Genomic DNA, 26,145 nt, shown 5'->3' with positions numbered 1-26,145 from the left:
CTACGGCGTCAGCGGATCCGTCGCGGTCACGGCGGGCCCGAGCACGTCAAGGCGCTCCCAGACGAGCGGTGCCTCCACGGAGATGCCGCCACGCCGGAGCAAATACACCGGCCGGCCCGGGAAGTGCGCTGCAATCTCCGCTTCTCGCCCCGGCAGCCATCGGGCATACACGTTGCCGTCCCGCACGATGCGCCAGGGCGCGTACAGCAAATAGCCGCGCCGTGCCTCGGCGATGCGACGCACACAGGCCTCCGTGTAGGGCAGGCCGGGGAGCTGCCGTTCACTCGGATCCGGCGTCAATGTACTCTTGATCAGGCGCGCCGAGTCTGCCGCGAGTGGTAGCAGCAGCGCGCGCGCCTCGTCGCCGCGCGTCCCGGATTGCTCGAGCGCCGACAACGATTCCTCCAGCACACACGAGTCCACCGAGCGGTAGAGATACTCCGTCTCTGGCCGGGTGATGCCGCGGTCCCACAGGCGCACCATCAACTGCGAGCCCCAGCTCTCTTGCACCAACACCAGCGCGCTGTCCACACCAGCCTCGGACGCAGCACGTGGTGACACGCGCATAGAAGCCATTCCGTTGCGATACGTCGGCCACCGAATCACGGCCACCGAGACGACGGCGAGCGCAAGGGCCGTCCACAGACTTGCACGAACGCCGGTCCACACCGCCGGACGCGCCGCGCAGCGGCGGGACAACTCCGAACAGCCGCGCGCGCTCCAGAGCACCAGCACCGGGAGCCACGCGAACAAGAAGCGCGGGCCGGGATAGAAGCCGTCGTGCCAGTACGCCCAGTACCCCGCCCCGACCAGCGCCGCCGCCGCCGCGAGGTACCGATCCATCGCCCGGAGCTGCGGCAGCAGCCACAGTCCGATGGCTGGCAGCAGCAACGACGGGAACGGCAGCTCAAAGAGGTATGTATTCAGCCGCGTCAGGTAGAGCCCAAGCAGCTCGAGACCTCGCTGCGGTGTGTGCGCGTCGCCCCAAGGAGTGTCGTGGAACCCGAGACTCTGGTTGGCGCCCCACAGCACGTCATAGCCAAACCGCAACGGATGCCCCGTCGTCTCCGCGTTGGCCCAGAACGCCAGCGCCATCGGCGCCGCGACGCCAACGCCAGAGAGCAACAAAAGCGCGAGGGGGCGCCCACCACGCCGCGCCCGCCACGCCAGCCAGGCCGCCGCGGGAAGCGCATAGGCGGCCGCGTCCAGCGGACGGATCGTTGCGGCAATGCCGAGCCCGAGGCCGGTCGCCAAGCCCCACCACGGATTCGCGCCGTCGCGCACCGCGCGCGACAAGGCCACGGCCGCGAGCAGCAACCACGCCAGTGTCGTCGCGTGGTTCATATGCGAGCCGAACATAAACGCCCCGAACGGCGCCACCACGAACAGGGCGGTCGTGGCAAGGCGCCACCGCGCTGTCGCCGTGGGCTCGAGCACGCGCAGCAGGGTCCCGAACGCCCACGCGGCAACCGCGCCAAAGACCGGACCCACGACCCACGTCGCGCCGAGCAGCACGCCCGGCACCAGCATCGCAGGGCCACCGAACGGATACTGCCCGTAGGCCCGGTCGCCGAGGTCCACCTCGTGCATCACCGAGAAGAACGGCTTCGGTCCCGGGATCTCGTGTGTGAGCCGCCCGGCCGCGAGGTCCTGTGCCTGCAGGACGTAGATCACCTCGTCGATCAGCAGCGGCCGCCCCGAGAACACCAGCAGCGCGACCGCCCCATACAGCGCCGCCGCCCCTGCGCACAGCCACAGCAGCGCCAGTTGCTCGTTCGCGATCTCCCTCGGCACACTCGGCGCCACGACGTCCGCGCCCCGCCGCCGCACCAGGAACCACACGAGCACGCCGACCATCGCACACAGCGCGGAACCCAGTGCCCAGTCACCCAGCCGCGGCAGGTAGTCCGCATCGCGCTCCCCGCTCGGAATCCAATTGGCGAGCGGCAACAGCGATCCGGCCAGCAGCAGCGCCGCGGCGAGGCGCGTCACCACTTCCCGAGCTCGAATAGCAGGTTCTGCAGATCCGCCGGGCTCACCCCCGGAATGCTCGCGGCCTCCGCCACCGTGGCCGGCCGCCGCCGCGAGAGCTTCTGCCGCGCCTCGACGCTCACCGTGATGAACGCCTCGTACGACAGATCCTCGGCGAGCGGCAACTCCGCCATTCGCTGCAGCCGTGCAGCCGCAGCGTGCTCGCGTGCCAGGTAGCCAGCGTACTTGATCTCGAGGTCAGCGGTGGTGACGGCATCCGGCGCGAGGTCCCGACCGACGCCGGCCGCAGCGAATAAGTCGAGGAGCGCTACTTTTTGACGCCTCGCGACCTCGACGATCGGTACCGCGTGGCTGAGTGCACGCTCGCCCACGGCCAGCAGCACGGACTCCGCGGCCTCGGGTGTCACCCGAGTCGACTCTGCCAGCTGCGCGGCCGTCGTCTCGTCCGCCAGCCGACGCTCTGCGCAACGGCGTTCGCGCGCGTCGAGCAGGCCGAGCCGCTCCGCCAGCGGATACAGCCGCGGAATGGCGTTGTCCTGGCGTACGGTGAGGCGGAACTCAGATCGCGAGGTGAACAGCCGGTAGGGTTCGTCGACGCCGCGAGTGACGAGATCGTCCACGAGCACCCCGATGTAGGCGCGGTCGCGCCCGATCGTCACCGGCTCGAGGGAACGCGCGTGCGCGGCTGCGTTCAAGCCCGCGACGACGCCCTGCCCGCCGGCTTCCTCGTACCCGGTGGTGCCGTTGATCTGCCCGGCGAGGAAGAGCCCCGGCAGCGCTCGCAGCTCCAGCGTCGGCCGCAGCTGCGTCGGCGGTACGTAGTCGTACTCGATCGCATAGCCCGGACGCGTCATCACCGCGCGCTCCATTCCGGGTACCGCGTGCAGCAACGCGAGCTGGGCATCCACCGGCAACGAGGTCGACAGCCCGTTGACGTACATCTCGTGCGTGTCGAGCCCCTCCGGTTCCAGAAAGAGCTGGTGCCGTTCGGCGTCGGGGAAGCGCACGATCTTGTCTTCGATGCTTGGGCAGTACCGGGGCCCGCGCGTGCCGATAGCGCCGCCGTACATCGCGGATTCGTGCAGTCGTTCCTGCACCACCGTCTTGGCCGCGTCCTCCACGTACGTGATGAAGCAGCGCACCTGGTCCGGATGCCGCGTAAGGCTACCCTCACGCCGCGGGCGGTCCCAGTACGCCGACCACGAGTAGTCGAAGGCCTCGATCTCGCTCTCCTGCGGTTCCATCCGGTGCAGGTCCACGGAGCGGCCGTCAATGCGCGGTGGCGTGCCGGTCTTGAATCGCTCTGTCTGGACGCCGAGCTCGGCGAACTGTTCGGCGAGTGCCACCGTCGCTGCCTCGCCGGCTCGGCCGCCGGAGACCGCAGCGCCCGTCCCGATGTGGATCCGCCCGCGCAGGAACGTTCCGGTCGTGATGACCACGGCGCGCGCCGCGATGAGCCGCCCATCGGTCGTCAGCACGCCGGCGACGGTACCATCCGCCCCCAGGACCAGCCGCTCAGCGTTGCCCTGCACCAAGAGCAGGTCTGACTGCGCCTCGAGCAGCTGCCGGACCGCGCGCCGGTACAATCCGCGGTCTGCCTGCGCGCGCGGTGCCCACACGGCGGGCCCCTTGCTGCGGTTCAGCATCCGGAACTGGATCGTCGCGAGGTCAGTCGCACGGCCCATCACGCCGCCGAGGGCGTCGATCTCACGGATGACCGTCCCCTTGGCGATGCCGCCCATCGCGGGATTGCAGGAGAGCTGGCCGATGGTGTCGAGCGACGTCGTGAGCAGGACGGTGCGTGCGCCGCGGCGCGCCGCGGCCGTGGCGGCCTCCGCCCCGGCGTGCCCGCCACCAATCACACACACGTCGACGTCGTGCACCGCTGTGGCCATCCCTCTAATCTACAGGAGGCCCCAGTCCCGTCACCCACGCACGCCTATGCCCATCCCACTCGCGCACAACGCCTCGACCCTCCTCATCCGGCAGCAGGCCTTCGAGGGAGCGCAGCTCACCCGCAGCGCCATCGACCAGTGGCTGAACCTCACCCCGGAGGAGTTTCGCGTGGAGGGAGGCTTGGTCGTGATTGGGCCGGTGTACGACGTCGAAGCACTCCAGGCCCTCGTCTCCGCGCTGGAAGACAAGGGCCTGGCGTATTACGACGACGTCTTTGAGCTCAGCGGCAACTGGCCGGAGTGGGTCGGGCTGTTGGTGATGGCGCCGCGCAGCTAGCCGCGCCCGCTCAGTTGAGGTGCCGGCGGAACCAGGCCAGCGTCTCAGGCCAGGCCCGGCGCGTCGCCGCGAGGTTCGCCGCCTGATCCTGCGCCCGCAGGAATCCGTGACCCGCCCCTTCGTACGTGCGCTGCTCGAAGGTGGCACCTGTCGCCTTCATCGTGGAGTCGGCGCGCGCAATGGTCGCGTTCACGCGCTGGTCGTTCTCGCCGTAGAGGCCGAGCACCGGGATCCGCACCTTGGCGATGTCCTCGGCGCTCGGCGACGAGCCATAGTACACCACGGCCGCCTTCAGTCCCGGGGCGTTGAACACGGCGTGGTTGAACGAGGCCGACCCGCCCCAGCAGTAGCCCACCACCCCGTAGACCTTTCGTGCCGCCGGCAGGTTCATCCCATACTGCCCGACCGCCGCCACCATCGCGTTCATCTTGTCCGGCGTCACGCGCTGGATCATCGCCCGCGCGGCATCGTAGGGCATCGAGTCGCTGGTACCGCCACCGCGCTCGAGGGACAGAAGGTCCGGCGCGATGGCGATGAAGCCGTCCGCCGCCAGCTGGTCGGCCACGCCCTTTACCCACGAGGAGAGGCCGAAGATCTCGTGGATGACGACGACCACGGGCGCGTTGTCGCGCCGCTCGGGGTAGACAATCCACGCGGCGATGGAATCGCGCGCGCCCGGCGCTGAGGGAATCATCGCCCATTCAGCGTGGCGCGGGCTGTTCTGCAGGCGCTCGGCCACATTCGCCGCGCCTGCGGGAATCGCAGCGCCCTGCTGTTCGGCAGCCGAGCCGGACTGGACGGAGCACGCGGCGAGGCTAGCCGCGAGCGGGAGGAGGGCGAGCGTGAGCGGACGGAATCGCATTGGGTTCTCCGGGAAGTCGGAACGAAAGCGGGGGGCGGCTCAGGCCGCCCCCCGCTCAACGTACCACCGCGCCAGAGCGTTCGCGCCCGCTCAGGCCGGAGCGACCCCGAGCTCCGGAAACACCTCAGCGCTCCAGCGCTCGGCCAGCAACTGGCGTACGCGCGCCGCAATCTCGTCAGTGGACGGCGAGTCGGCGTAGGCCTGCAGGACACGCGCCCGGACTTCGGCCAGCGACGGCAGCGCGGGCAGGTGCGGCAAGTGCGACTGGAGCTCGTGCCAGCTCTCCTCGGCCCGTGCCTGCCCCGCCGCGAGCCGAGCGCGCAGCTCGATCACCTTGGGATGCGCGTGGAAGTGGTCGCGTGCGTGCTGCAGGGCCGTGACTGCCTCGGCTCGCGTCTGCGCGTACTGCTCCGCCAACTGGCGTGAGACGCGCTCGAGCACGGCGGCGCCGAGGCGCCGTTCGTTGCGCACCACCTCTGCCGGCGGTTCGCCGAGATCCCACACCAGCCCCAGCCAGGACATCACCTTGAGGGCGTAGTAGGTGGGATCGAACTCGTACCAGCGGAAGCCCTGTCGCGTCGAACGCTGGTAGGCGTGGTGGTTGTTGTGCCAACCCTCGCCCAGCGTGATGACCGCGAGCCACCAGTTGTTGCGCGAGGTGTCGCCGGTGACGTAGCGCTGCGAGCCGTGCACGTGCGCCAGCGAGTTGATGAAGAACGTGCCGTGATAGAGCACGGCCGTGCTGGCGAAGAACCCGATGAACAGGCCCGACCATCCATCGATGGCGAAGCACAGGATGGCCAGCCCAATGGCCGGCAGCAGCTGGTGCCGGTCCAGGAAGCGCAGCTCCGGATACTTGGCGAGGTCGGGGACCTCCTCGACGCGCGTGGCATCGTGCTTCTTGTCGAAGATCCAGCCGACGTGCGAGTAGAAGAAGCCGCGGTGCAGCGGCGAGTGCACGTCATCTTCTTCGTCAGAATGCCGGTGGTGGTGCCGATGCAGTGCGGCCCACCACAGCACCGACTTCTGCGTTGAGCTCATCGCGAGCAGGGCGAACAGGAACTGCCCGAGCCGCGACGTCTTGAAGGACCGGTGCGAGAAGTAGCGGTGGTAGCCCGCCGTGATGCCGAACATCCGCACGACGTACAGCGTGATGGCCAGAATCACGGAGGTCGTCGTGACGCCGCTCCAGAACGCCGCCAACGGTGCCAGGTGCACCAGGATGAAGGCGATCGTGTTCGGATAGATGATGTCGTCGTGATACTCGGCGGCGTGGCTCAAGCGGCGTCTCGTGCAGGGTGAACGGGTGTTGCGAAAGCTAGTCGCCGCGCGAGGCGACCGGGGTCAGGTAAAGCGAGCAAGCCACTCCGTGACGCGCGCTTCCATATGGTATACGGGCTCGAAGGGGCTGCCGCTGACCCAGCCGACGTGACCGCCTGCGGGCGTGAACTCCGGAGTCAGCGCCCGGTTCGCCGCCGCCTCCGTGCGGACCTCGTCCAGGACCCGCGCCGGCAAGAACGGGTCGTTGATCGCCGAGAGCAGCAGGGAGGGCGTGGTCACGCGATTGAGGAACCGCAGGGAGCTGGCCTTGGTGTAGTAGTCGTCGGCGCCGGCAAAGCCGTGCACCGGTGCCGTGAACGCGTCATCGAATTCGAAGAACGTGCTCGCCTCGACGAGTCGGCCGCGGTCCACGGGGAGTTGGGGATGCACGTCGAGTGCCGCGACGGCCTTGCGCTTGAGGCTGCGCACGAAGTGCCGCGTGTACGCACGCGAGAATCCCCGCTCTAGGTGCCGCGCGCCCGCGCCGAGGTCGAAGGGCGTCGAAACGGCCGCCGCCGCGCGGAGCGCGGACGGGACGCGGTCACCCTGCTCACCCAGCCACTTGAGGAGGACGTTTCCGCCCAGCGAGACGCCCGTGGCCACCAAAGGGGATCCGGGCCGCTCGGCCGCCAGTCGGCGCAGGAAGACGTCCGCATCGGAGGTCTCGCCGGAGTGGTACATCCGCGGGGCGCGCGGGATGCGTCCGTCGCAGGATCGCCAGACGAGCAGCGCGGCCCCCCAGCCACGCGCGCGCGCCTGGTGCATCAGGCCCTGCGCATAGGTGGAGTGCACGCCGCCTTCGAGGCCGTGGAGGATCGCGAGGACAGGCGCACCGGGACGGGCCGCGTCCATCACGGCGACCGACACGTCATCGCCGTCGGGGGTGGCCCAGCGTTCTATGCGGTCGTGCGCGGGTGGGATGTGGCGCACCAGCTTGCCGAAGATCGTCGGCAAGTGCGGCCCGGGGAGCCACCACGCGGGTTGAAACGACGATTGGTCGGGCACTCGGGAACGGATAGATTACCACCGACAAGCGTGCGCGGACCCGGGTGGTCCGCGCTTGGAATATCGGGGGAAGTGTCTGTGGAAGTGCAGGTCTTCGGGACCAACAAGAGCCAAGACACGCGCCGCGCGCTCCGTTTCTGGAGCGAACGCCGCGTGAAGGTGCACTTCGTGGACCTGTCGGAACGCGCGGCAAGCCGCGGTGAGCTGCAGCGCTTCGCGCAGAAGTTCGGCGTCACGGCGCTGATCGACAAAGCCTCCAAGCGCTATGCCGCCCTTGGCCTCGGCGCGTCGCGATATTCCGATGACCGCTGGCTGCAACTGCTGGTCGATGAACCCTTGGTGCTGGCCCAGCCACTGACGCGCTGGGGCGGGAAGCTCAGCATCGGCGTGGCGGAAGACGACTGGAAGGCCTGGGTGGCCTCGGAGCGCAGCGCGTGATCTGGATCTGGGTCGGTTTCCTGCTCTTCGTCGGCATCGTCCTCGCCCTCGACCTCGGCGTCTTCAATCGCACGCCGCACGCCCCGTCGCTGCGGGAGGCGCTCCTCTTTACGGCCGGCACCATCGTGATGGCGCTGGGCTTCACCGTGTTCGTGTACTTCGCGTACGACGGACACTGGCTTGGGCTCGGCAACGCCGTGGACCCCGTGGGCCAGCAAGTGAACGACGGCCGCCTCGCCGCGGTGAAGTTCTTGACCGGGTACGTGGTCGAGTTGTCGCTCAGCATGGACAACGTGTTCGTCATCGCGCTGATCTTTCAGCACTTGAAGGTCCCGGCGATGTACCAGCATCGGGTGCTGTTCTGGGGCATCCTCGGCGCGCTGGCGATGCGCGGCGCGATGATCGGCATCGGCGCGCAGCTCGTCGCGCGCTACCACTGGATCCTCTACTTCTTCGGCGCCTTCCTTGTCATCACCGCCGTGCGAATGCTCTGGCGCAAGGAGGAGGAGCACGAGGCCGAGGTCGAGAGCATCGTGGTGCGCTGGTTGCGACGCCATTTTCCGGTGACCGAGCGCTACCACGAGCAGCACTTCGTGGTGGAGATGAACGGCCGCAAGTTCCTGACGCCGTTGGCGGTGGCGCTCGTTCTGGTGGAGACGACGGACCTGATCTTCGCGGTGGACTCGATTCCGGCCATCTTCGCAATCACGGCCGACCCGTTCCTGGTGTTCACGTCGAACGTTTTTGCGATTCTTTGCCTGCGCAGCCTGTACTTTGGCCTCGCTGGGCTGATTGAGAAGTTCCGCTACCTGAAGGTCTCGCTGGCTTTGGTTCTCGGGATTGTCGGAGTAAAGATGCTCGGGATGAAGTGGATTAAGGAGTGGCTTGGTGACGACACGAACTTCTGGCTCCTGGGCATCATCTTCGCTGTCCTTATTGGGGGCGGGATTGCCAGTTGGGCTGCGGATCGAGGTGATCAGAGGCGCGCTGCTTAGCGCTTCTCATTCATTGACTTTCGTTATTCTGGAAAATAGAATACTGCGTGCGAAAGCCAATCCAAACCAGGCCGTTTGATGTCGTTGTCGCTGCGCGTCTGCTATCGCCGGCCGGCACGCTGGCCGAAATCGCCGACGAACTGGCCGCTTCGGCCAGTCAGGTGCACGTCGCACTGGGGCGCCTCGAGATCGCGGGCCTGTTGCGACCGGAGCAGCGCCGGACCAACGCGCGGGCCTTCGTGGATTTCGCGCTCGGGGGTCTTCGATATTCGTTTCCCGTGCTCCGCGGGCCACTCGCGAATGGCGTGCCGACCGCCTATTCCGCCGGGCCGCTAAGCGAACTGGTCGATGCGCCGGATGTGGTGGTGTGGCCGGCCGCGAACACCCACGGCGCCGTGCGCGGTTTCAGCCTGACGCCGCTGCATCCGCGCGCCGCACAGTTACGAGATCACGCGCCAGAGACGTACCGCGTTCTGACGGTCCTCGATGCCCTACGACTCGGCGAGGTGCGACTGCGCGCCCACGCGCGCAGCGCTCTCGAGGCGATTACCGGAGAACGCCAGCTGGGCGGCACCAGCTAGGATTACCCACTAGCGCACGCCAGACGCCAGGACCCTCGCGCGCAACGTAGCGACCGCAGATTGGCGGTGACAGTCCGCGAGATGGTCGTTCACGAGTCCCATCGCCTGAAAGAACGCGTACGCCGTTGTGGGGCCGACAAATCGCCATCCCCGGCGCTTCAGCTCTTTGGAAAACGCCTCGGACTCCACCGTCTGCGCTGGGATGTCGCCGCGAGCACGCGGAACACGCGGCAACGCCGGAGCGAAGGACCAGGCGAAACGCGCGAGTGACCCCTCGCGCGCGACGAGCTCGCGATACGCGCGCGCGTTGCCAATCACTGCCTCGATCTTCCCGCGGTGCCGAATGATTCCCGGATCGCGCAGCAGGCGCTGGAGGTCGCGCTCGCGGAAGGCGGCCACTCGATCGGGCGAGAATCCCTGAAAGACCTCACGAAAACGCTCTCTCTTGCGGAGAATCGTGATCCACGAGAGCCCTGCTTGAAAACCCTCAAGCGCGAGCTTTTCAAACAGAACGATGTCCTCGGTGACCGGTACGCCCCACTCAACGTCGTGATAGCGCACGTACAAGGCATCATCACCGCACCACCAACAACGCTTCATAGCGCCATAACCAAGATCACACTCAAGTGTAGCCTCGCAGCGCGAAAAACTTCGATACTTCCTCAGGGTCCTCCACGAGCTCGAGCCAGCCCGGTCGCAGCGCTAGGCGCACGACGACGGCTCCTCCGTCTGTCGCCACCGCGAACGCGTCGGTGAAGTCGCAGCGCGCCTCCGCGGTCGCCGGAATCTCGATACCAGGAATTCCGCTGAACTGAATCGTGTGATCCGGTCCCATATCGGGGCGGCGCTCGAGCCAGGTCACACCGCGAAAGAGCACGACGTCGTTGCCGTGCGACGAAAATGCGGAGTCGCGCGCCGGGAGTTCTCCCTGCTCCGGAAGGAAGTCGGCGACGAGACAGGACACCTCAAAGCCTGGCTCAATCTCAGCTCGGTCCACGTGAGCGCGTACCGTACCGCCGTCGCGCAACCGAACGCGAAACTCACCCTCAGCAATTTCCCAGCCCGCCCACCCACGGCGCAGGCGGCGCAATGCTTCGAGCGAGTCGGTGTCGGCGATGAAGGAGTAGCTGCGGAGCACGCTAGAACAATATCAGGAGCGTGCCGACCACGGTGAGGATCGCCACGAAGTCCAATGCGAGGCCTGCCCGCGCCATATCGCGAACGGTGAGTGCGCCACTGCCGAACACGATGGCGTTCGGGGGTGTCGCCATCGGCAACGAGTACCCGGCGCTGGCCGAGAGGCCAATCGTGAGCATCAGCAGCAGCGGTGGTTGGCCAAGCGCCGCGGCGAGCGCCACCGCCACGGGCATTCCCATCGAGGCCGTGGCGGCGTTGGACGCCAACTCGGAAATGATCACCGTGACAACCGCCACACCGATCAGCACGACCGGGAGCGGATAGCCTTCAAGGCCGCTCATCCAAAGCCCGATGCGAGTGGCGAGCCCCGTCGAGTCCATCGCCCCGGCGAGCGAGAGGCCGCCGCCGAACAACAGGAGCACGTCCCACGGCAGGCCACGCGCTTCGCGCCACGTAAGAAGCGGTCGCGCCGCCCCCCCGGCGCCATCACGCCCTGGGGTGAGAAACAGCGAGATACCGCCAATAATCGCGATGCCAGCGTCCGTGAGTCCCGGCAGCAGCGTCGTGAGTCCGAACACGGTCACCGGGCCGATGACCTTCGGTTCGCGGAAGAACCAGGCCAACGCCATACAGACGAAAATCGTGACGACCCGGCGCTCTCCCAGGGTCATCGATCCAAGCGCGTCGCGCTGCGCCTTCAGGGACTCGACGCCCTCCGCGCCGAGCACGAGCCGATCGCGGTGAAACACGAAGACCAGCAGCGCCCAGCATACCGGCAACAGGATGATGGCAATCGGCAGGCCGAACTTCAGGAACGTGAAGAAGTCCAGCGACACCCCGATGAGCTCACGTGCCGCTCCCGCGAGAATCAGGTTTGGCGGCGTGCCGATGAGCGTCGCCATTCCCCCGATGCTCGCGGCAAACGCGACGCCGAGCAACAGCGCCACCTGCTGGCTGCGTGCCGACGGTCCGTCTCCGAAACGCGCGCCGATGGCCAGCGCGATGGGATACATCATCGCCGCCGTCGCGGTATTGGAGATCCACATCGAGATGAACGCAGTGGCCAGCATCACGCCGAAGACAAGCCGCCGAGAATCGGTACCCACCCGCAGGATGACGCCAAAAGCGATGCGCTCGTGGGCGCGCCAGTGCTGCAGCGCCTCAGCCAGCAGGAATCCGCCCAAATACAAGAAGACGACCTCGTTCGCGAATGGTGCGGTCGCTTCCCGCGATGTCGTCGCCCCGAGCATCGGGAACAGCGCGATGGGCAGCAGCGCGGTCACGGCCAACGGCAGGCATTCGCTGATCCACCAGGTGGCCATCCAGGCCGCCGCCCCGAGCACGGTCGCCTGGGGACCGTCGAGGCCGCCGGGAGCCCAGAGGCGGAGGAGCAGGAAGACAAGCGGGCCGAGCGCCAGCGGAATCGGGCGCAACTTGGCTGGCGTTGGCGACGGAGTGGGAGGCACGGCGGCAAGAATGCGGCCCTGACGGGGTAGAAACAAGCGGCCCGCGTGAATCCGCGCGCTGGGCTCCCGCGTTACACTTGCAGTCACCCGTGCATCGATACCTGCTCTCCCTTCTCGCGCTGTTCGTCGTGGTTGCCCAGGCGCCGGCCCAGGCGCTGTCGTGTGATACCGCGTGCTATGCGTCTGAAGCGCTGCGAGTCCTCGTGGCTCAAGCAGCCGACATCAATCGCCGCGTCCCCGACGCGCTTGGCGGCTATCACGCCCGGCTGGAGTCGGAAATATCGATCGGCAACCGCCGTTCCGAGCGGATGGAGATGTCGGTCCAGCTGGAGCAGATCGCGAGCACGCTCCGATGGGACCGTACCGGCCGCTACGAACAGCGCGTCGTCGGGTATCGCTCGCAGTCGCTGGGGACGAGCCCGGCCACGCTGGGCTTCTTCCGCGTCGGATGGGCAATTCCCTCGTTGTACGGTAACCGCCTGGCGCTGCTGTTCGGGCGCGATACGTCGGAGGCGAGTCGCCGGCGGCGAGATCGCCGTGGCGGCGATCCACTCTACGCCGTCCATCCGCTCGCCGACGACCGCGATACCTACTATCGCTTCTCGGGCGGCGACACCCTCGTCACGATGCGCGTGGATGGTCGGGAGATTCCCATCGTACGGGTTGAAGTCGGCTTGCGCGACGACGTGCCGAATCGCAGCGTCGTCTTCGTCGGCGAGCTGGACCTCGATGCCACACGCAAGCAGCTGGTGCGGATTCGCGGCTACTTCGCCACCGTGGGCGGACCGAAGCCGCGCTTCGACCTCCTGCGCGAGGCCCGGCTGCAAGGAATCGCGTTCGTTGAAGCGGAGAATGCCGAGGTGAATGGCGAGTTCTGGCTGCCAGCCTACCAGCGCTTCGAGGCCCACGCCACCTCCAACACCGTCGGCGAGAGCCGCGCGGTCTTCCGCATCCTCACGCGCTACCGGGACCGCACGCTGCTGCCGATACCCGAGGGCGTCGCTGTCGGCGCGCCGGAGGACACGCTCCGGGTGCAGCCCTTCCGCCTCATTGTCGAGGCGACCGACTCGCTCGCGGCCTACTCCGAGTGGCGCAGTGACCTCGGGACCGCCAACGCGATCGTGTCCGCTGACGACTTCAACGACATCGCGCCGGACCAGTGGAGTGCGACGGGCCCGCCGCGCTTCTCCATCGAGACCGAACGCTTTCTCGATGTGATCCGGATGGACAAGGTGCAGGGCGTGTTCACGGGCATCGGTGCCGTGTACCGGTTTCGCGATCGCTCGCCGGGACTCGCACTCCGCGGCGCCGTGGGATATTCCTGGGGCGAGCAGACCCTGCGCGGACGGGCGGTCGTCGAGAAGCGTCGTGGGCGCACCATCGCGCAACTACGCGCTGGACGCTCCCTCGACATCACGAACGACTTTCGCAATCCGTACGACTCGGGTACGACGACGGGCGCCTTCTTCGGGCGCGACGACTACGACTATGTAGATCGCCGCTCGGCGATGCTGCTGGTTCAACGCTTCCTCGGCCGGTATCAGGAAGGGCAAGTGCGGCTTGAGACGGGCGTCGCCGAGGACCGCGGCGTGGTCGAGAACTATCTCGAGAGTCCCGTCGGGCTCGGCAGGCCTTTCCGTCCGAATCGCCCGGTGCGCAACGGGAGCTATGCCCGCAACGTCCTGACCTTCGAGTGGCGACCCGACGTGGCGCTGGAGTTCCTGCGCCCTGGTCTTGGCACGCGGCTCATCTATGAACGTGGCGACGGTCAGCTGCGGTATCAGCGCGTCGAAGGGCGGTTCACGGCACGCGTCAATCGCGGCAAGCTTGCCCTGGGGGCGCGACTGGACGTCGGCGCGACGACGCCAGGCGCGCCGCCGCAGCAGTTCTTCGAACTCGGCCGCAACCAGAACCTGCCCGGATACGACTACAAGCAGTTCGCGGGTGATCAGGCGGCCATCCTGCGCGGGCAGGTCTTCCGAGGATTCGGCATCCTCGGAATGCCCACCCGCATCACGCCTCGTCTCTGGCTGCCGCCGATCTCGCCAGGCATCGCGCTCTCGCTGCAGGCGGGCTATACGCGCGCCAGCACGCCGACGGCACTGAACACCGTGCAGCTCCTCGGCTCCGAGACCACCGGGCGCGTGCGATCCTCGGCATCCTTGACGCTTCGGTTCTTCGGCCAGGCGGTGGGGCTGGGCGTCGCGCGCCCCTTGGACTATCCTGCAGAATGGCGATGGGTCTTCGAACTCGGGCAGCGGCTCTAGGCGCCGCACTGGCCGCCGCCGTCGCCTGCGAAGGTCCACGGCAGGTCGAGGCCGCGCTCACGCCATACGAGCAGCAACTCGCCGACTCCGCCGCCGCAGACTCGGCGGCCTTCAGCGCGCTTCCTGACCCGCTGCGCGAGTTCCTCGACGTGCGCGATGCGCTCATCGAGGCGCGGGCGACGCCGCCGGATTCCACGCGCTGCCGCGTGCTCGAACCCGCGTCGATCGGTACGACGCGCCGGCGCATCAGCTTCCGCTTCGGTGATGGCTCCTCGGCGGTGCTCTACGCCGTCGCCCAGCCGGCCACGGGCGCGCTGAGCCGTGTGGAGTACATCCGCCGCGTCCCTGCGCGCGGCCAGCGCGGGCTCATCTGGGACGGCGAGCGCGACCGCACGACGTCCACGTGGTGGACGGAAACGCGGCAGGGGCTCTCGCGCCGCGTCGAGCGCGGCGAGATCCCGCGTGGCGGGCCCGTGCCGCGGGCAATGCGCGGCCTCGGACGGCAGCTGATGCTGGTGCCCTGCCTGCCCGCCACCGATTCCACCGACCCTACGTCGCGCTGAACTCGCCGATGAATCCGATCTCGGGTTCCAGCGACTGACTGCACTTGGCGCGCACGGCCTCCTGCGCGTGCACGATGAGCCTGCGGACGTCCGCCGCCGTGGCCTGACCCAGGTTTACCATAATGTTGGCGTGGATGTGCGAGATCTGCGCGTCGCCGATGCGGAACCCCTTGAGCCCGCACTGGTCGATGAGCCGCCCGGCACCGACGCCTTCGATCTTCTTGAAGATGCTGCCCGCGCTGGGGTGCACCTCGAGCCACGGATGGCGGGCCCCGCGCCAGGCCAGGTTCTCCTGCTGGATGCGGTGCATCTCGGCGGCATCGCCCGCCGCCAGCTGGAACTCCACGCCGAGCGCGATCTCGCCGCTGCCGTGCAGGCGAGAGACGTCGTAGCCGAACTGCATCTCATCCCCACGCACGCGCTGCCGCTCGCCGGTCGGCAACAGCAAGTCGACTGCGGCGACGACCTCGGCGATGAACATCGTGCGCGCGCGCTCAGGCGCCGGCGACAGGAAGTGCAGGTTCTGCCAGACCGCACCGCCGACCGAGCTCGGGATGCCGACATAGTGCTCGAGCCCGGACCAGCCGGCGGCAACGGTCGCCTTGATGACGTCGGCGATGATTGCCCCGCTCTCGGCATACACGCGTCCGTCGACGCCAATGTGCACGGCGTCGGCGCGGTTCCGCACGACCAGGCCACGCACGCCGAGGTCGCCGACGAGGATGTTCGCCCCGAGTCCGAGGACGAAGACCGGGATGCCGGCGCGGCGCGCCGCCGTCACGGCAGTGGCGAGTTCCTCCGCCGTCGTGGCATCGTACAGCACGTCGGCGGGACCGCCGATGCGGAACGTGGTGTACGGAGCGAGCGGGACATCCCGCCGGAGCCGGTCGACGCCGAGTGCCGGCGCCAAGGCCGCCGCGAGCTCGGCTGACGACTGCGAACGACCACTCGAAGGGGTATGATGCATAGGATGCGGGAAATCAACGCGGGCGCGAGGCGAGCCGCCAGCCGTGGATGGCGTGCCATCGCGATGACGCTGGCATTGTTGGGGACGTTGGCGGCTTCGGCCGAACCCGTCGCCGCGCAGCGGGCCGAACTCGAGCGCACCATCCAGCGTTGCGTGCTGGCCAACGGACTCGAGGTCATCGTCGTGCCGAACGGTGGCGTCCCGCTCGCCACCATCGAGTTGGTCGTCAAGAACGGCGCCTTCACGCAGCCGCCCGAGTACGCCGGCCTCGCGCATCTGTTCGAGCATATGTTCTTCAAGGCCAACGATACCTATCCGGAACCGGACGCCTTCCTCGACCGCGCGGCCGACCTCGGCGCGCTCTTCAACGCCACCACGCGAGAGGAGCTCGTCAACTACTACGTGACCGTCGTCTCTGATTCGGTCGAAGGCGGAATGCGCTTCCTCAATGCCGCGCTACGCGGGGCGCAGTTCCGCGCCGACGAGCTGAACCGTGAGAAGCAGGTGGTGCTCGGGGAGTACGACCGCGCCGAGTCGTCTCCGTGGTTCCGGCTCGACGAGGCGATGGGCCGCCAGCTCTGGGGCGACTTCTGGAGCCGCAAGAACACCATCGGCGACCGCAGCGTCATCCAGAACGTCACGCCGCAGCAAATGCGCACGATCCGCGATCTCTACTACGTGCCGAACAACTCGGCGGTCATCATTTCCGGTGACGTACGGGCCGACGCGATGTTTGCGCTGGCCGAGCGCGTCTTCGGGGACTGGCCGCGCGGCGAGGATCCCTTCGCGCGCGCGCCCATCCCGCCGGTGCCCCCGCTTCGTGCAAACCAGGGCCTCATCGTCGAGGAAGACGTGAACGCCGTCACCGTGCAGATCCAGTGGCACGGGCCGAGCGCCTCCAAGGATGAAGCGGCCACCTTCGCCGCCGACGTGTACTCGGATGTGCTCAACCAACCGTCGTCACGATTCCAGGAGCGTCTCGTGGAGAGCGGTCTCTGGCAGGGCGTGGTCGTCAACTACTACACGCTGAATCACGTCGGGCCCATCACGGTCAGCGGGCAGACCTCGCCGGAACGCCTCCGCGAGGCGCTGGTCGCACTGCACGCCGAACTTCGCGCGACGCTCGAGCCTGGGTACTTCGCCGCTGAAGAGCTCGAGGCGGTGAAGGCCAATCGCGCCGTCACCACCGCCTTCGGCCAGGAGCGGAGCACCGAGAACTCGCACACGATCGGGTTCTGGTGGAGCGTCATCGGGCTCGACTATCACCTGCGGTACATCGACGAGATGGCGCGGCAGACGGAGGCCGACCTCCAGCGCTACGCCCGCACCTACATCGTGGACCGCCCGCACATCACCGGCGTGATGCTGCCGCGGGGTGCGCGGCGCGCGCTGAATCTCAGCGAGGCCGACCTCGCCGACCTCGGAGCCCGCCGATGATGCGCCGCGCACTCGCCCTGTTGCTGCTTGCGGTCGCCCCGAGCGTCGTCGTCGCGCAAGCGCTGCCGGACACGGGGACCATCCGCTTCGAGGTCGCTGGCGTCCGCATCATTCACCGCCAGACAAACAACAACCTCGTCGTCGCCAACCTGTACCTGCTCGGTGGCACGCAGCTGGTGAGCGCCCGTACCGCCGGCATCGAACCGATGCTGCTTGAGGTCACGGGGCGCGGAACGCAGCGCTATCCCGGCGACCAGCTGCGCCGCGCGATGGCCCGCACGGGCAGTGAGATCGGCGTGGGAGCGCAGAACGACTGGACGATCTTCGGGATGCGCACGACCACCGATCGGCTCGACTCGACGTGGAGCATCTATACGGACCGCCTGCTCCGGCCCACGCTGACGGCGGCGGACGTCGAGTTCGTGCGCGAGAACCGTGTCGCGATCCTCGACCAACGCAGCGATTCGCCGGACGCCCTGCTCTCCTACTTGGCCGACAGCGTCGCATTCGCCGGACATCCGTACGGGCTGTCACCCGTCGGCACCTCAAGGTCGATTCGCGGCATCTCGCGAGACGACCTGCTCGCGTTCCATCGCGAACAGATGGTGACCTCGCGGATGTTGCTGGTCATCGTCGGCAACATCCCGCGTGCCAAGTTGCAGGCGATGGTGGCCTCGACGCTCGGCACCTTGCCGCGCGGCGACTACACCTGGACCGCTCCGCCAGCCGGCGCAGCGCGACCGGGATCGGCGGTGCATATCGAGCCGCGGCGCCTCCCGACCAACTATGTCCTCGGGTGGTTCGAGGGACCACCAGCCGGCCATCCCGACGTCCCGGCCCTGCGCGTCGCGTCGGCGATTCTCTCAGGACGGCTCTTCGCCGAGATCCGCTCGCGTCGCAACCTCACCTACGCCGTCGAGGCGCGCTTCCGCGATGAAGCCCTGACCTCGGGCGGACTCTACGTCACGACCACGCGGCCCGACACCACGCTCGGGCTGATGCGCGCCGAGATCCGCGCGCTGCAACAGTTCGTCATTCCGACGGAGAACCTGCGGCCGCTCATCCAGCAGTTCCTGACGGAGTACTTCGTGGACAACGAAACGTCAGGCGCACAAGCGGACTTTCTCGCCCGCGCCGAACTCTACCGCGGCGACTTCCGCGCCGCCGAGCGCTTCGTCTCGGACCTGCGTGCGGTGACCGGTGAGGACGTGCAGCGCGTCGCGCGCACCTATATGCGCAACGTCCGCTTCGCGTACATCGGGAATCCGCAGCAGGTCAATCGCTTTCGGCTGATGGGCTTCTAGCGCGCGCCGTGCGCGCGGGCGTCCAGCACGGCGCGCACGGCATCCAGCGAACCGCCCGCCGCCCGCAGCGCGACCAGCGTGTGGTAGATCAGGTCAGCCGCTTCCTCGGTTGCGCGCGCGGCGTCGCCGTCGGCGCAAGCCGTGACGAGCTCGCTGGCTTCCTCGCCGATCTTCTTGAGCCGCAGATTGCGGTCCCCGAGCAAGCGCTGCGTGTAGCCGGCGCCGGTCGGCGCGGCCTCCTCCATTCGCTGACTGATCGTCGCATCGAGCGCCGAGAGCGCGTCCCCGGGTGGCGTCGCGCCAAAGCAGCTCGTGCTTCCGGTGTGGCAGGCCGGTCCGGCGGGCTCGACGCGTGCGAGGACTGTGTCCGCATCGCAATCGGCGACGAGCGCGCGGACGCGCAGCACATTGCCGCTCGTCGCGCCTTTGTGCCACGCGCCGCGCGCCCGGCTCCGCAGGTGGAGTTCGCCGCTCGCCTGCGTGCGCTCGAGGGCCTCGCGGTCCGCGTAGGCCACCATCAGCACGGCGCCGCTGCGCACGTCCTGCGCCACGACGGGGACCAAGCCACCGCCCTTGCGGAAGTCCAACTGGTCGAGGTCAATCATCGAAGTAGTCTCGAATCGAAGCCGCTAACGCGGCGTTGGTCGCTATCGCCGATCCCGAGAACGCGGTCGCGCGTCCCGCAAGGTCGGTGAACACCCCGCCGGCCTCGGTGATGATCGGTTGGAAGCACGCGGCGTCCCACGGGTTCACGATCGGATCCACCATCGCTTCGGCGCGTCCGGTGGCCACCAGCAAGTAGCCGTAGCAGTCGCCCCAGGTCCGGGCGAGCGAGGCCTCGCCGGTCAGCGTGCGCCAGCCGTCGCGCTTGGCGGCCGTGTGGAAGCTGCGTTCGTCGGTGATTAGCACGGTGGCACCGGCGAGCGTTGCGCAGTTGCTGACACGCGCGCGCTGGCCGTTCCACCAACAGCCCTGCGCCGGCGCCGCGACGACCAGCTCGTCGACCGCCGGAAAGAACGCCGCTCCGGCCAGCACATCCTCGCCCCGCACCAACGCGACCAAGGACCCCCAGAGCGGGACGCCGCGCACGAAGGTCTTGGTGCCGTCAATCGGATCGATCACCCACGTGCGACCGCTGCTGCCCTCGAGCGCGCCGAGCTCCTCGCCGAGGATGCCGTCATCCGGATAGTGCTGCGCAAGCCATTCGCGCGCAGCCGTCTCGGCCTCGCGATCGGCAATCGTGACCGGAGAACCGTCCGGCTTGGTCTCGACCTTGAGCAGCGAGCGGTAGTGCCCGAGCGCCACGGCGCCGATGTGGCGGGCCAAGGCCTCGGCGGCGGTCAGCAGTTCTTTGCTCACGCCGCCACTCCACGCACGGGCAACGCCGCCTCGCGCATCGCGTCCTTCAGCGCGCGGACCGTCGTGCTGCCGTCGTGCAGGATGCCCGCCACCAAAGCCGCATCGGCACCGCCGTCGGTCAAGGCGGCGCGTACGTGCGCGGCACTTCCCGCGCCCCCCGATGCAATGACCGGCACGGTCACTGCGGCGGCGACGGCACGCGTGAGCGCCAGGTCGTAGCCATCGCGCGCGCCGTCGCGGTCGATGCTCGTGAGGAGAATCTCCCCGGCGCCGCGCCGGGCGCATTCGGCGGCCCAGGCGACGGCATCGAGCCCCGTGGGCACGCGCCCGCCGGCGACGAAGACCTTCCACGCGTCGCCGTCCCGCGCGGCATCGATGCTCGCCACCACGCACTGCGAGCCGAAGCGTTCGGCGCCCTCGGTGATCAGCGCCGGACGCCGCACGGCCGCGCTGTTGACCGCGACCTTGTCGGCGCCGGCGCGGAGCGCCGCCGCCATCGCGTCGGCGGAATCGATGCCACCACCTATCGTCAGCGGGATGAACAGCCGCTCGGCCGTTCGGCGCGCCAGGTCGAGCGTGGTGCTGCGTGCCTCGTGCGTCGCCGAGATGTCGAGGAAGACGATTTCGTCCGCCCCTTCGGCCTCATAGCGCTCGGCGAGCGCGACCGGGTCTCCGACATCGCGCAGGTCCACGAAGCGCGTGCCCTTCACGACCCGCCCGCGATCGACGTCGAGGCATACGATCAGCCGTCGCGTCAGCATCACTCGACCTCCAGCGCGATGGCGCCCTTGGTGCTGAACACCGCACCGCTCTCGCGCGCGGCCTCGCGGATCGCGAAGCCGAGCGCCTTGAACGCCGCCTCCACGATGTGGTGCCGGTCTTCGCCGCGCAGCACGCGCAGGTGCAGCGTGAAGCGCGCCGCGTCACAGAACGAGCGCATCCAGTGCTCATACAGCGAGCTGGGGATCGGTCCTTCATAGTACGGGCGCCCGCCGACGTCGAGCACGGCCTGCACGAGCGCCTCGTCCATCGGGACGGTACGTTCGCCGTAGCGTGCTGCCGTTGCCGGAATGGCGCCGGCGATTGCCGGTCCAACAGTGAGCGCGACGTCTTCAATGATGTGGTGCCGCAAGTCGCCGCGGGCCGTGATTTGCAGGTCCACGCCGCTGTACTTCGCCAGGGCCACCATCATATGGTCGAGGAACGGCACCGTCGTGTCGACGGTGGCCGTGCCATCGCCCAGCCTTGCCTCGACGCGGATCTGCGTTTCCTTCGTGCGGCGTTCCACGACTACCGGAGCGGATTGGGACTTCATTCTGAGAACTCCTCGGCCACGAGACGCGCATCGAGCGCGTCGGTGTAGAGCGCCATCCCGAGCACGACGGCAGCCACGCCGCGGTCCTCGAGCGCGCGAAGGTCGGCCATCGAGCCCACGCCGCCGGAGGCGATGAGCGGCCACGGAGCGGCCTCGGCTACATCGGCCATCAGTGTCAGGTCGGTGCCTTGCATCTTGCCCTCCTGTTGGACGGCCGTCACGAGCAGGCCGGCGAGCGGCAGTGCTTCGACCTCCCGGACGAGATCGAGGATCTCGCGATTGGTTTGGCTCTCCCAGCCACGCGAGACAACGCGCCGGCCCTTCACGTCCGCGGCCAGCACGATGCGTCCCGGCGCGCGCGCGGCCTGTTCCGCCAGCCACTCAGGATCCTCCACGCCGCGGGTGCCGACGATGACCCGGTCAGCGCCGTCCTCGAACAGAGCGTGCACGGCTTCGCCGTTCCGCACGCCGCCGCCCACCTGTGCCGGGACAGCGGCACGCAGCAGCATCTCCCGCACGAGGTCGCGATTGCTGCCGCGGCCCGTCGCCGCATCGAGGTCCACGATGTGCAGTCGCGTGAAGCCTGCCGCCACCCAGCGTTGGGCGACGCGCAACGGTTCGTCGAGGCGCACGGCCTCGTTGGCATAGTCTCCGCCGACGAGCTGCACGCAGTGGCCGTCGCGAAGGTCGATTGCAGGGATTGCGAGCATTACAGGGATTCGGTGACTGGGGCGCCGCGGCGAGCCGCGGCGAGGAACGCTTCGAGGAACCGCAGGCCCGGCTGGCTGCTCTTCTCCGGATGGAACTGCACCCCGACGCAGGCGCCGCTCCGCACCGCTGCCGGGAAACGATCGCGCTCGTGCGTCGACCAGGCGATGACCGACGTCGTATCGGTCGGTCGGCACGCGAAGCTGTTCGCATAGTATGCCATCGCGAGCCCGCTCGCCGTCAGGAGCGGGTCGCGCGCATCGTCGAGCGCGTTCCACCCGATCTGCGGAAGCCGGTCCGCAGCGAGCTTGGTGACGCGCCCGGAAACGACTCCGAGCCCGTCACCCGCGCCTTCATCACTGGCGTCGAACAGCAGTTGCATTCCCAGGCAGATGCCGAGCGTGGGCAGCCCGTGCTTGATCGCCGCGCGCATCACGTCACGACCAGGTGCGAGCCGAGCGGCCGCCGGTGCAAACGCACCCACGCCCGGCAGCACCAGCGCGTCCGTGCCACGGACGGCTGCCGCGGCATCCGTCTCGATGCGCACCTCGCGCCCTGCGTCGGCCAAGGCCTTCGTCAGCGAGTGCAGGTTTCCGGCGCCGTAATCGAAGATGGCGATCCGCATCACGGCCAGATCTCCTGCGCCACGCGAAGTGCGCGCGCCATCTGCGGCCACGGCGCCACCCCGATGCGCACGGCATCGCCGATCCCCGTCAGGCCCGTAAAAGCGCGCACGCCGATGCCACCCGCCCTGAAACGTTCCGCGACGTCGGCTGCGCGGCCGTCTACCTGCAAGAACACGAAGTTGCCTTCCGAGGGCCATACGGTCACGCCCTTCCGGCCGCGCAGCCCGTCGGCGAAGCGCTCACGAACCTCACGCGCCTCACCTGCGGCGTCCTCCACCCAGGTGACGTCCGCGCGCAACGCGGCGGCGGCGGCGCGCTCGGCCATCGCATTCACCTTGTATGGGCCACGCGCCTTGGTGACGGCTGCGACGAGTGCGGCACTGCCGACGCCGTATCCGACGCGAAGTCCGGCCAGGCCCCAGGCCTTTGAGAATGTCCTCGTCACCAACACGTTCGGTCGGCGCGCCGCCTCCGCGCGCAGGTCGTGCGCGTCGCTGAACTCGGCGTAGGCTTCGTCGAGCAGCACCGCGCCCGGCGCACGGTCGAACAGCCGCAACAGCTCCGCGCGCGGCGTGACCGTCCCCGTCGGATTGTTCGGCGAGCACACATAAATGAGCGGCGCCCCGGTGGCCAACAACGCGTCCACGTCCATCGGGCCATCTGCGGTCAACGGCACGCCGATCGGGCGCAGGCGGTTGAGCCGCGCGAAGGTCGGGACCATCGAGAAGCTCGGGTCGGCGTGCGCGACGATGTCGCCGGACGAACCGACGGCCCTCAGCCACGCATCAATTACATCGTCGCTGCCGCAGCCCAGCACCACCTGCTCGGTGCCGACTCCCACGCGCTCGGCGACGAGCCGGCCGAGCGTTGACGCACTGCCGTTCGGATACTCGCGCAGGTCAGCCAGTTCCACGGCCCGCACTGCCGCAAGCGCGGCGGGTGGAGTGCCCCAGAGATTCACGTTGTCCCGCAGGTCCAGGTCTACGCCCGCCAACGGCTGGGGTGCGTAGAGCGGAACGGCGGCGAGGTCTTCGCGGGTCGTCGTCACGCATCGCTCCATTGCCGCGCGGCGGCGGCGTGTGCAGGCAATCCTTCGGCCATCGCGAAGCGGTCCACGTCGGCCGCCAGGGCGCGCGCGGTTGCGCGGTCGATGCGTTGCCACGTCGTCCAGCGCACGAAGTCGAGCGTCGAGAGTCCCGACCACACACGCGCCAGTCCGCCGGTCGGCAACACGTGGTTGGCGCCGCTCAAGTAGTCGCCGAAGGCCACGCTGGCCGTCTCGCCGACGAAGACCGTCCCGGCACCGCGCAACGCCGAGAGCAGCCGATCCTGCTCCGACGTTGCGACGGCCAGCAGCAGGTGCTCGGCCGCCCATCGGTTGGCGAAAGCGACCGCTTCGTCGAGTGTGGCGACTGTCAGGATGCCTCCGCGCGCGGCGAACGCCGAGCGGATCACCGCGGCTCGCGGTTCGGCATCGGTGCGCCCCTCGAGTTCCATCGCGACCGCGTCGGCCAGCGCCTGAGAATCCGTGACGAGCACCACCGCCGCCATCGGGTCGTGCTCCGCTTGCGCCAACATCTCCCGCGCGACGACGGCGGGCGTCGCCGACGCGTCCGCCACGACCAGCAATTCGCTGGGTCCGGCTGGCGAGTCGATGCCCACCACACCGGAGACCTGCAGCTTCGCCTCGGCCACAAAAGCGTTGCCTGGCCCGACGATGCGGTCCACGGACGGCACGCTCTCGGTGCCGAACGTCATCGCCGCCACGGCGCCGGCGCCGCCCACAGCGAAAACGCGATCTACCTCCGCGATGCGTGCGGCCGCGAGCAGCACATCGCTCGGCAGGCCGTTCGCGCCCGGCGGTGAACACACGATCACCTCACCGACGCCCGCCACCCGCGCGGGCACCGCGCCCATCAGCAACGAACTCGGATACGTCGCGCGCCCACCGGGTGCGTAGACGCCGACGCGGCCGAGCGGATCGGGCCGGCGGCCGATGATGGCGCCGTCGGCCGTGGTCACCTCACGGGCCATCGGACGAAACGCCTCGTGCACCGTGCGGATGTTGTCGGCGGCGCGCTCGAGTGCACGGCACAATGCTGGCTCGAGCGCGTCCAGCGCGGCAGTCCACGCGGCGCGCGGCACTTCAATGCGCTCGAGCACGACGCCGTCGAAGTCACGCGCAAAATCGCGGAGCGCAACGTCGCCGTCACGGCGGACGCGCGCGACGATCTCCGCCGTCTGGATGCGGACGGCATCGTCGCTCGATGTGCCGCGGTCGAACAAAGCGCGCCGCGCGTCGGCGCCGAGCGTTGCGAGCGGGCCGCGAGCGGCAAAGTCGAGCGGCGTCACGGGAGCAGCCGTTCGATGCGGGTCACGAGGATGCCCTCGCCGCCGATCGCCTTGAGCGCGTTGATCGTGCGGTAGATGCCCGCGGCCGGACACACCGCGTGCACGGCCACCTTGGAGCCGCCGTTCATCACGTCGATGACCGTCGGGCCCGAAATGCCGGGGAGCAAGCGGCGCACGTCGTCGAGGCGGCTCCGCGGCACGTTTGCCATCAGATAGCGCTGTCCGCGCGCCGCGAGCACCGATGCCAACGCGTCAACCAGCTCGCGCAGCGCGACGTCGCGCTCTCCATTCGGCGCACGTCCGTTCGCCGCGCTCGGTACGACGAGATGCGCGGTGGACTCGAGCACGGTGCCCAGTTCACGCAGGCCGTTCACGCGCAGCGTCGATCCCGTGGACGTGAGGTCCACGATGACGTCGGCGATGCCTAGGTGCGGCGCGATCTCGACTGCGCCGGACACCGGCACCAGCTGCACGCGTTTGCCGAGCTCGGAGAAGAAGCGTTCGGTCAGTCGCGGGAACACCGAGGCCACGCGTGCGCCGTCAGGAATGTCGCCCACACGACGCGTGCTGCCGTCGTCCTTGGCCGCAACGACCACTCGGCAGCGGCCGAAGCCGAGGTCCAATCGGCTTTCAAGCGGGCGACCAGACTCCGCGACGAGATCCCGGCCCGTGATGCCGGCGTCGGCCGCACCATCGGCGACGAACTCCGGGATGTCCTGGGCACGCACGAAGATGGCTTCGAACTCGCCGCCGAGTGAGGCGACGAGGGCGCGTTCGGAGGAGGCGCGCACCTCGAGCCCGGCGTCGGCGAGGAGAGAACGGGCGTCGTCGTGCAGGCGCCCCTTGTTGGGAATGGCAAGTCGGAGCATCGAAACCGCGTGAAGGAGTGAACGTGAGTTGGGCAAACGCAAAACGACCCGTCCGGAGTGTCCGGACGGGTCGGTGAGGAGAGCGAAAGCTCTGGGGAGCGGCTTGCTTATCGGCTCCCGGACGCGCGCGTCCGCCATCCCCGACCCGTCGGGCCGTGGTGATGGTGGACGTGATGCTGCTGGCGCTGCGTCATGGCGCGAAGCCTAATCGGGCGGGCAGCCGAGGGTCAAGCCTAGTCCAGACGCTGTTCAGGAAATTGGAACTCGGAAGGCGTTGGGAGGGTTACACTTGGCACTGCCAACCGGATTGTGATATTTTTCACAACCTGCAGGGACTCCCTGCGGCAGCA

26 protein-coding genes are annotated in these 26,145 nt (G+C 68.6%); 8 read left to right on the top strand and 18 right to left on the bottom strand.

The genetic code is table 11. The annotated features are described in order from the left end of the window. Both KF689_13520 and mnmG read right to left on the bottom strand, forming a co-directional pair. Positions 1-1,992 carry a hypothetical protein gene (locus KF689_13520; GenBank protein ID MBX3134396.1) on the bottom strand — a complete coding sequence of 664 codons (1,992 nt, stop codon included), beginning with the start codon at positions 1,990-1,992 and terminating at the stop codon, positions 1-3. Beyond that, on the bottom strand, positions 1,989-3,887 hold the full coding sequence (gene mnmG, locus KF689_13515) for a tRNA uridine-5-carboxymethylaminomethyl(34) synthesis enzyme MnmG (protein MBX3134395.1): 1,899 nt from the start codon (positions 3,885-3,887) through the stop codon (positions 1,989-1,991). Before mnmG ends, KF689_13520 begins: the two co-directional genes overlap by 4 nt. Before the next feature lie 46 nt (positions 3,888-3,933). Here mnmG and KF689_13510 point away from each other — a divergent pair, with 46 nt between their 5' ends. Beyond that, positions 3,934-4,224, top strand: coding sequence for a hypothetical protein (locus KF689_13510; protein ID MBX3134394.1), 291 nt, complete (start codon positions 3,934-3,936; stop codon positions 4,222-4,224). Positions 4,225-4,234: 10 nt separating this feature from the next. Here KF689_13510 and KF689_13505 read toward each other — a convergent pair whose 3' ends face one another. The 3 genes from KF689_13505 to KF689_13495 all read right to left on the bottom strand — a co-directional run bounded on the left by KF689_13505 (position 4,235) and on the right by KF689_13495 (position 7,411). Continuing rightward, entirely contained in the window at positions 4,235-5,086 is an 852-nt protein-coding gene (locus tag KF689_13505) for a dienelactone hydrolase family protein (GenBank protein ID MBX3134393.1), read from the bottom strand. 90 nt (positions 5,087-5,176) lie between these two features. Beyond that, a complete protein-coding gene (locus tag KF689_13500) occupies positions 5,177-6,367 on the bottom strand; it encodes an acyl-CoA desaturase (GenBank protein MBX3134392.1) in 1,191 nt (396 codons plus the stop codon). 63 nt (positions 6,368-6,430) lie between these two features. Next, positions 6,431-7,411, bottom strand: coding sequence for a hypothetical protein (locus KF689_13495; GenBank protein ID MBX3134391.1), 981 nt, complete (start codon positions 7,409-7,411; stop codon positions 6,431-6,433). Positions 7,412-7,489: 78 nt separating this feature from the next. Between KF689_13495 and KF689_13490 the strand changes: the two genes are divergently transcribed. From KF689_13490 to KF689_13480, 3 genes are read left to right on the top strand one after another with little or no spacing between them, the layout of a single operon-like run. Then, positions 7,490-7,849, top strand: a complete 360-nt coding sequence (locus KF689_13490) for a hypothetical protein (GenBank protein MBX3134390.1) — start codon at positions 7,490-7,492, stop codon at positions 7,847-7,849. Next, the gene (locus KF689_13485) at positions 7,846-8,844 is read left to right on the top strand and encodes a TerC/Alx family metal homeostasis membrane protein (GenBank protein MBX3134389.1); all 999 of its coding nucleotides are present in this window, start codon (positions 7,846-7,848) and stop codon (positions 8,842-8,844) included. The genes KF689_13490 and KF689_13485 overlap by 4 nt, the downstream gene beginning before the upstream one ends. 47 nt (positions 8,845-8,891) lie before the next feature. Next, positions 8,892-9,425 (top strand): hypothetical protein, encoded by a 534-nt coding sequence (locus tag KF689_13480; protein MBX3134388.1) that lies wholly within the window; start codon positions 8,892-8,894, stop codon positions 9,423-9,425. A gap of 9 nt (positions 9,426-9,434) precedes the next feature. Here KF689_13480 and KF689_13475 read toward each other — a convergent pair whose 3' ends face one another. Genes KF689_13475 through KF689_13465 form a run of 3 tightly spaced genes read right to left on the bottom strand, consistent with a single transcriptional unit; the run spans position 9,435 to position 12,028 of the window. Continuing rightward, a complete protein-coding gene (locus KF689_13475; GenBank protein MBX3134387.1) occupies positions 9,435-10,025 on the bottom strand; it encodes a DNA-3-methyladenine glycosylase I in 591 nt (196 codons plus the stop codon). A gap of 22 nt (positions 10,026-10,047) precedes the next feature. Next, on the bottom strand, positions 10,048-10,563 hold the full coding sequence (locus KF689_13470) for a hypothetical protein (GenBank protein ID MBX3134386.1): 516 nt from the start codon (positions 10,561-10,563) through the stop codon (positions 10,048-10,050). A 1-nt stretch (position 10,564) separates the two neighbouring features. Continuing rightward, complete coding sequence (locus KF689_13465) at positions 10,565-12,028, bottom strand: SLC13/DASS family transporter (GenBank protein ID MBX3134385.1); 1,464 nt, start codon at positions 12,026-12,028, stop codon at positions 10,565-10,567. A gap of 89 nt (positions 12,029-12,117) precedes the next feature. Here KF689_13465 and KF689_13460 point away from each other — a divergent pair, with 89 nt between their 5' ends. Beyond that, complete coding sequence (locus KF689_13460) at positions 12,118-14,295, top strand: hypothetical protein (protein ID MBX3134384.1); 2,178 nt, start codon at positions 12,118-12,120, stop codon at positions 14,293-14,295. Next, complete coding sequence (locus tag KF689_13455; GenBank protein ID MBX3134383.1) at positions 14,265-14,858, top strand: hypothetical protein; 594 nt, start codon at positions 14,265-14,267, stop codon at positions 14,856-14,858. Before KF689_13460 ends, KF689_13455 begins: the two co-directional genes overlap by 31 nt. Here the strand turns inward: KF689_13455 and murB are convergent. Next, positions 14,845-15,825: a UDP-N-acetylmuramate dehydrogenase gene (gene murB, locus KF689_13450; GenBank protein ID MBX3134382.1), complete on the bottom strand. Its 981-nt coding sequence runs from the start codon at positions 15,823-15,825 to the stop codon at positions 14,845-14,847. The two genes, KF689_13455 and murB, sit on opposite strands and share 14 nt — an antisense overlap. Positions 15,826-15,828: 3 nt before the next feature. On the opposite strand from murB, the gene KF689_13445 reads away from it, so the two are divergent. Together KF689_13445 and KF689_13440 are read left to right on the top strand one after the other, a co-directional pair. Then, positions 15,829-17,262, top strand: coding sequence for an insulinase family protein (locus KF689_13445; GenBank protein MBX3134381.1), 1,434 nt, complete (start codon positions 15,829-15,831; stop codon positions 17,260-17,262). Then, the gene (locus KF689_13440) at positions 17,259-18,566 is read left to right on the top strand and encodes an insulinase family protein (protein ID MBX3134380.1); all 1,308 of its coding nucleotides are present in this window, start codon (positions 17,259-17,261) and stop codon (positions 18,564-18,566) included. The genes KF689_13445 and KF689_13440 overlap by 4 nt, the downstream gene beginning before the upstream one ends. Here the strand turns inward: KF689_13440 and KF689_13435 are convergent. Genes KF689_13435 through KF689_13395 form a run of 9 tightly spaced genes read right to left on the bottom strand, consistent with a single transcriptional unit; the run spans position 18,563 to position 25,795 of the window. Beyond that, on the bottom strand, positions 18,563-19,171 hold the full coding sequence (locus KF689_13435; GenBank protein ID MBX3134379.1) for a bifunctional phosphoribosyl-AMP cyclohydrolase/phosphoribosyl-ATP diphosphatase HisIE: 609 nt from the start codon (positions 19,169-19,171) through the stop codon (positions 18,563-18,565). The genes KF689_13440 and KF689_13435 overlap by 4 nt on opposite strands. After that, complete coding sequence (gene hisN, locus KF689_13430) at positions 19,164-19,925, bottom strand: histidinol-phosphatase (GenBank protein ID MBX3134378.1); 762 nt, start codon at positions 19,923-19,925, stop codon at positions 19,164-19,166. The genes KF689_13435 and hisN overlap by 8 nt, the downstream gene beginning before the upstream one ends. Continuing rightward, positions 19,922-20,686, bottom strand: a complete 765-nt coding sequence (hisF, locus tag KF689_13425) for an imidazole glycerol phosphate synthase subunit HisF (GenBank protein MBX3134377.1) — start codon at positions 20,684-20,686, stop codon at positions 19,922-19,924. The genes hisN and hisF overlap by 4 nt, the downstream gene beginning before the upstream one ends. Further along, a complete protein-coding gene (locus KF689_13420; GenBank protein ID MBX3134376.1) occupies positions 20,686-21,240 on the bottom strand; it encodes an imidazoleglycerol-phosphate dehydratase in 555 nt (184 codons plus the stop codon). Before KF689_13420 ends, hisF begins: the two co-directional genes overlap by 1 nt. Then, positions 21,237-21,950 (bottom strand): 1-(5-phosphoribosyl)-5-[(5-phosphoribosylamino)methylideneamino] imidazole-4-carboxamide isomerase, encoded by a 714-nt coding sequence (locus tag KF689_13415; GenBank protein ID MBX3134375.1) that lies wholly within the window; start codon positions 21,948-21,950, stop codon positions 21,237-21,239. Before KF689_13415 ends, KF689_13420 begins: the two co-directional genes overlap by 4 nt. Next, positions 21,950-22,573, bottom strand: a complete 624-nt coding sequence (hisH, locus tag KF689_13410) for an imidazole glycerol phosphate synthase subunit HisH (GenBank protein ID MBX3134374.1) — start codon at positions 22,571-22,573, stop codon at positions 21,950-21,952. The genes KF689_13415 and hisH overlap by 1 nt, the downstream gene beginning before the upstream one ends. After that, positions 22,573-23,622: a histidinol-phosphate aminotransferase family protein gene (locus KF689_13405; protein MBX3134373.1), complete on the bottom strand. Its 1,050-nt coding sequence runs from the start codon at positions 23,620-23,622 to the stop codon at positions 22,573-22,575. Before KF689_13405 ends, hisH begins: the two co-directional genes overlap by 1 nt. Then, positions 23,619-24,926, bottom strand: a complete 1,308-nt coding sequence (hisD, locus tag KF689_13400) for a histidinol dehydrogenase (protein ID MBX3134372.1) — start codon at positions 24,924-24,926, stop codon at positions 23,619-23,621. Before hisD ends, KF689_13405 begins: the two co-directional genes overlap by 4 nt. Beyond that, the gene (locus tag KF689_13395; protein MBX3134371.1) at positions 24,923-25,795 is read right to left on the bottom strand and encodes an ATP phosphoribosyltransferase; all 873 of its coding nucleotides are present in this window, start codon (positions 25,793-25,795) and stop codon (positions 24,923-24,925) included. Before KF689_13395 ends, hisD begins: the two co-directional genes overlap by 4 nt. Positions 25,796-26,145: the final 350 nt, after the last annotated feature.

It is taken from the genome of Gemmatimonadaceae bacterium (assembly GCA_019637355.1).
Classification (GTDB): Bacteria; Gemmatimonadota; Gemmatimonadetes; order Gemmatimonadales; family Gemmatimonadaceae; genus Pseudogemmatithrix.
Note: the sequence above shows the minus strand (reverse complement) of the source record. Positions and strands in the feature narration are given on the sequence as shown.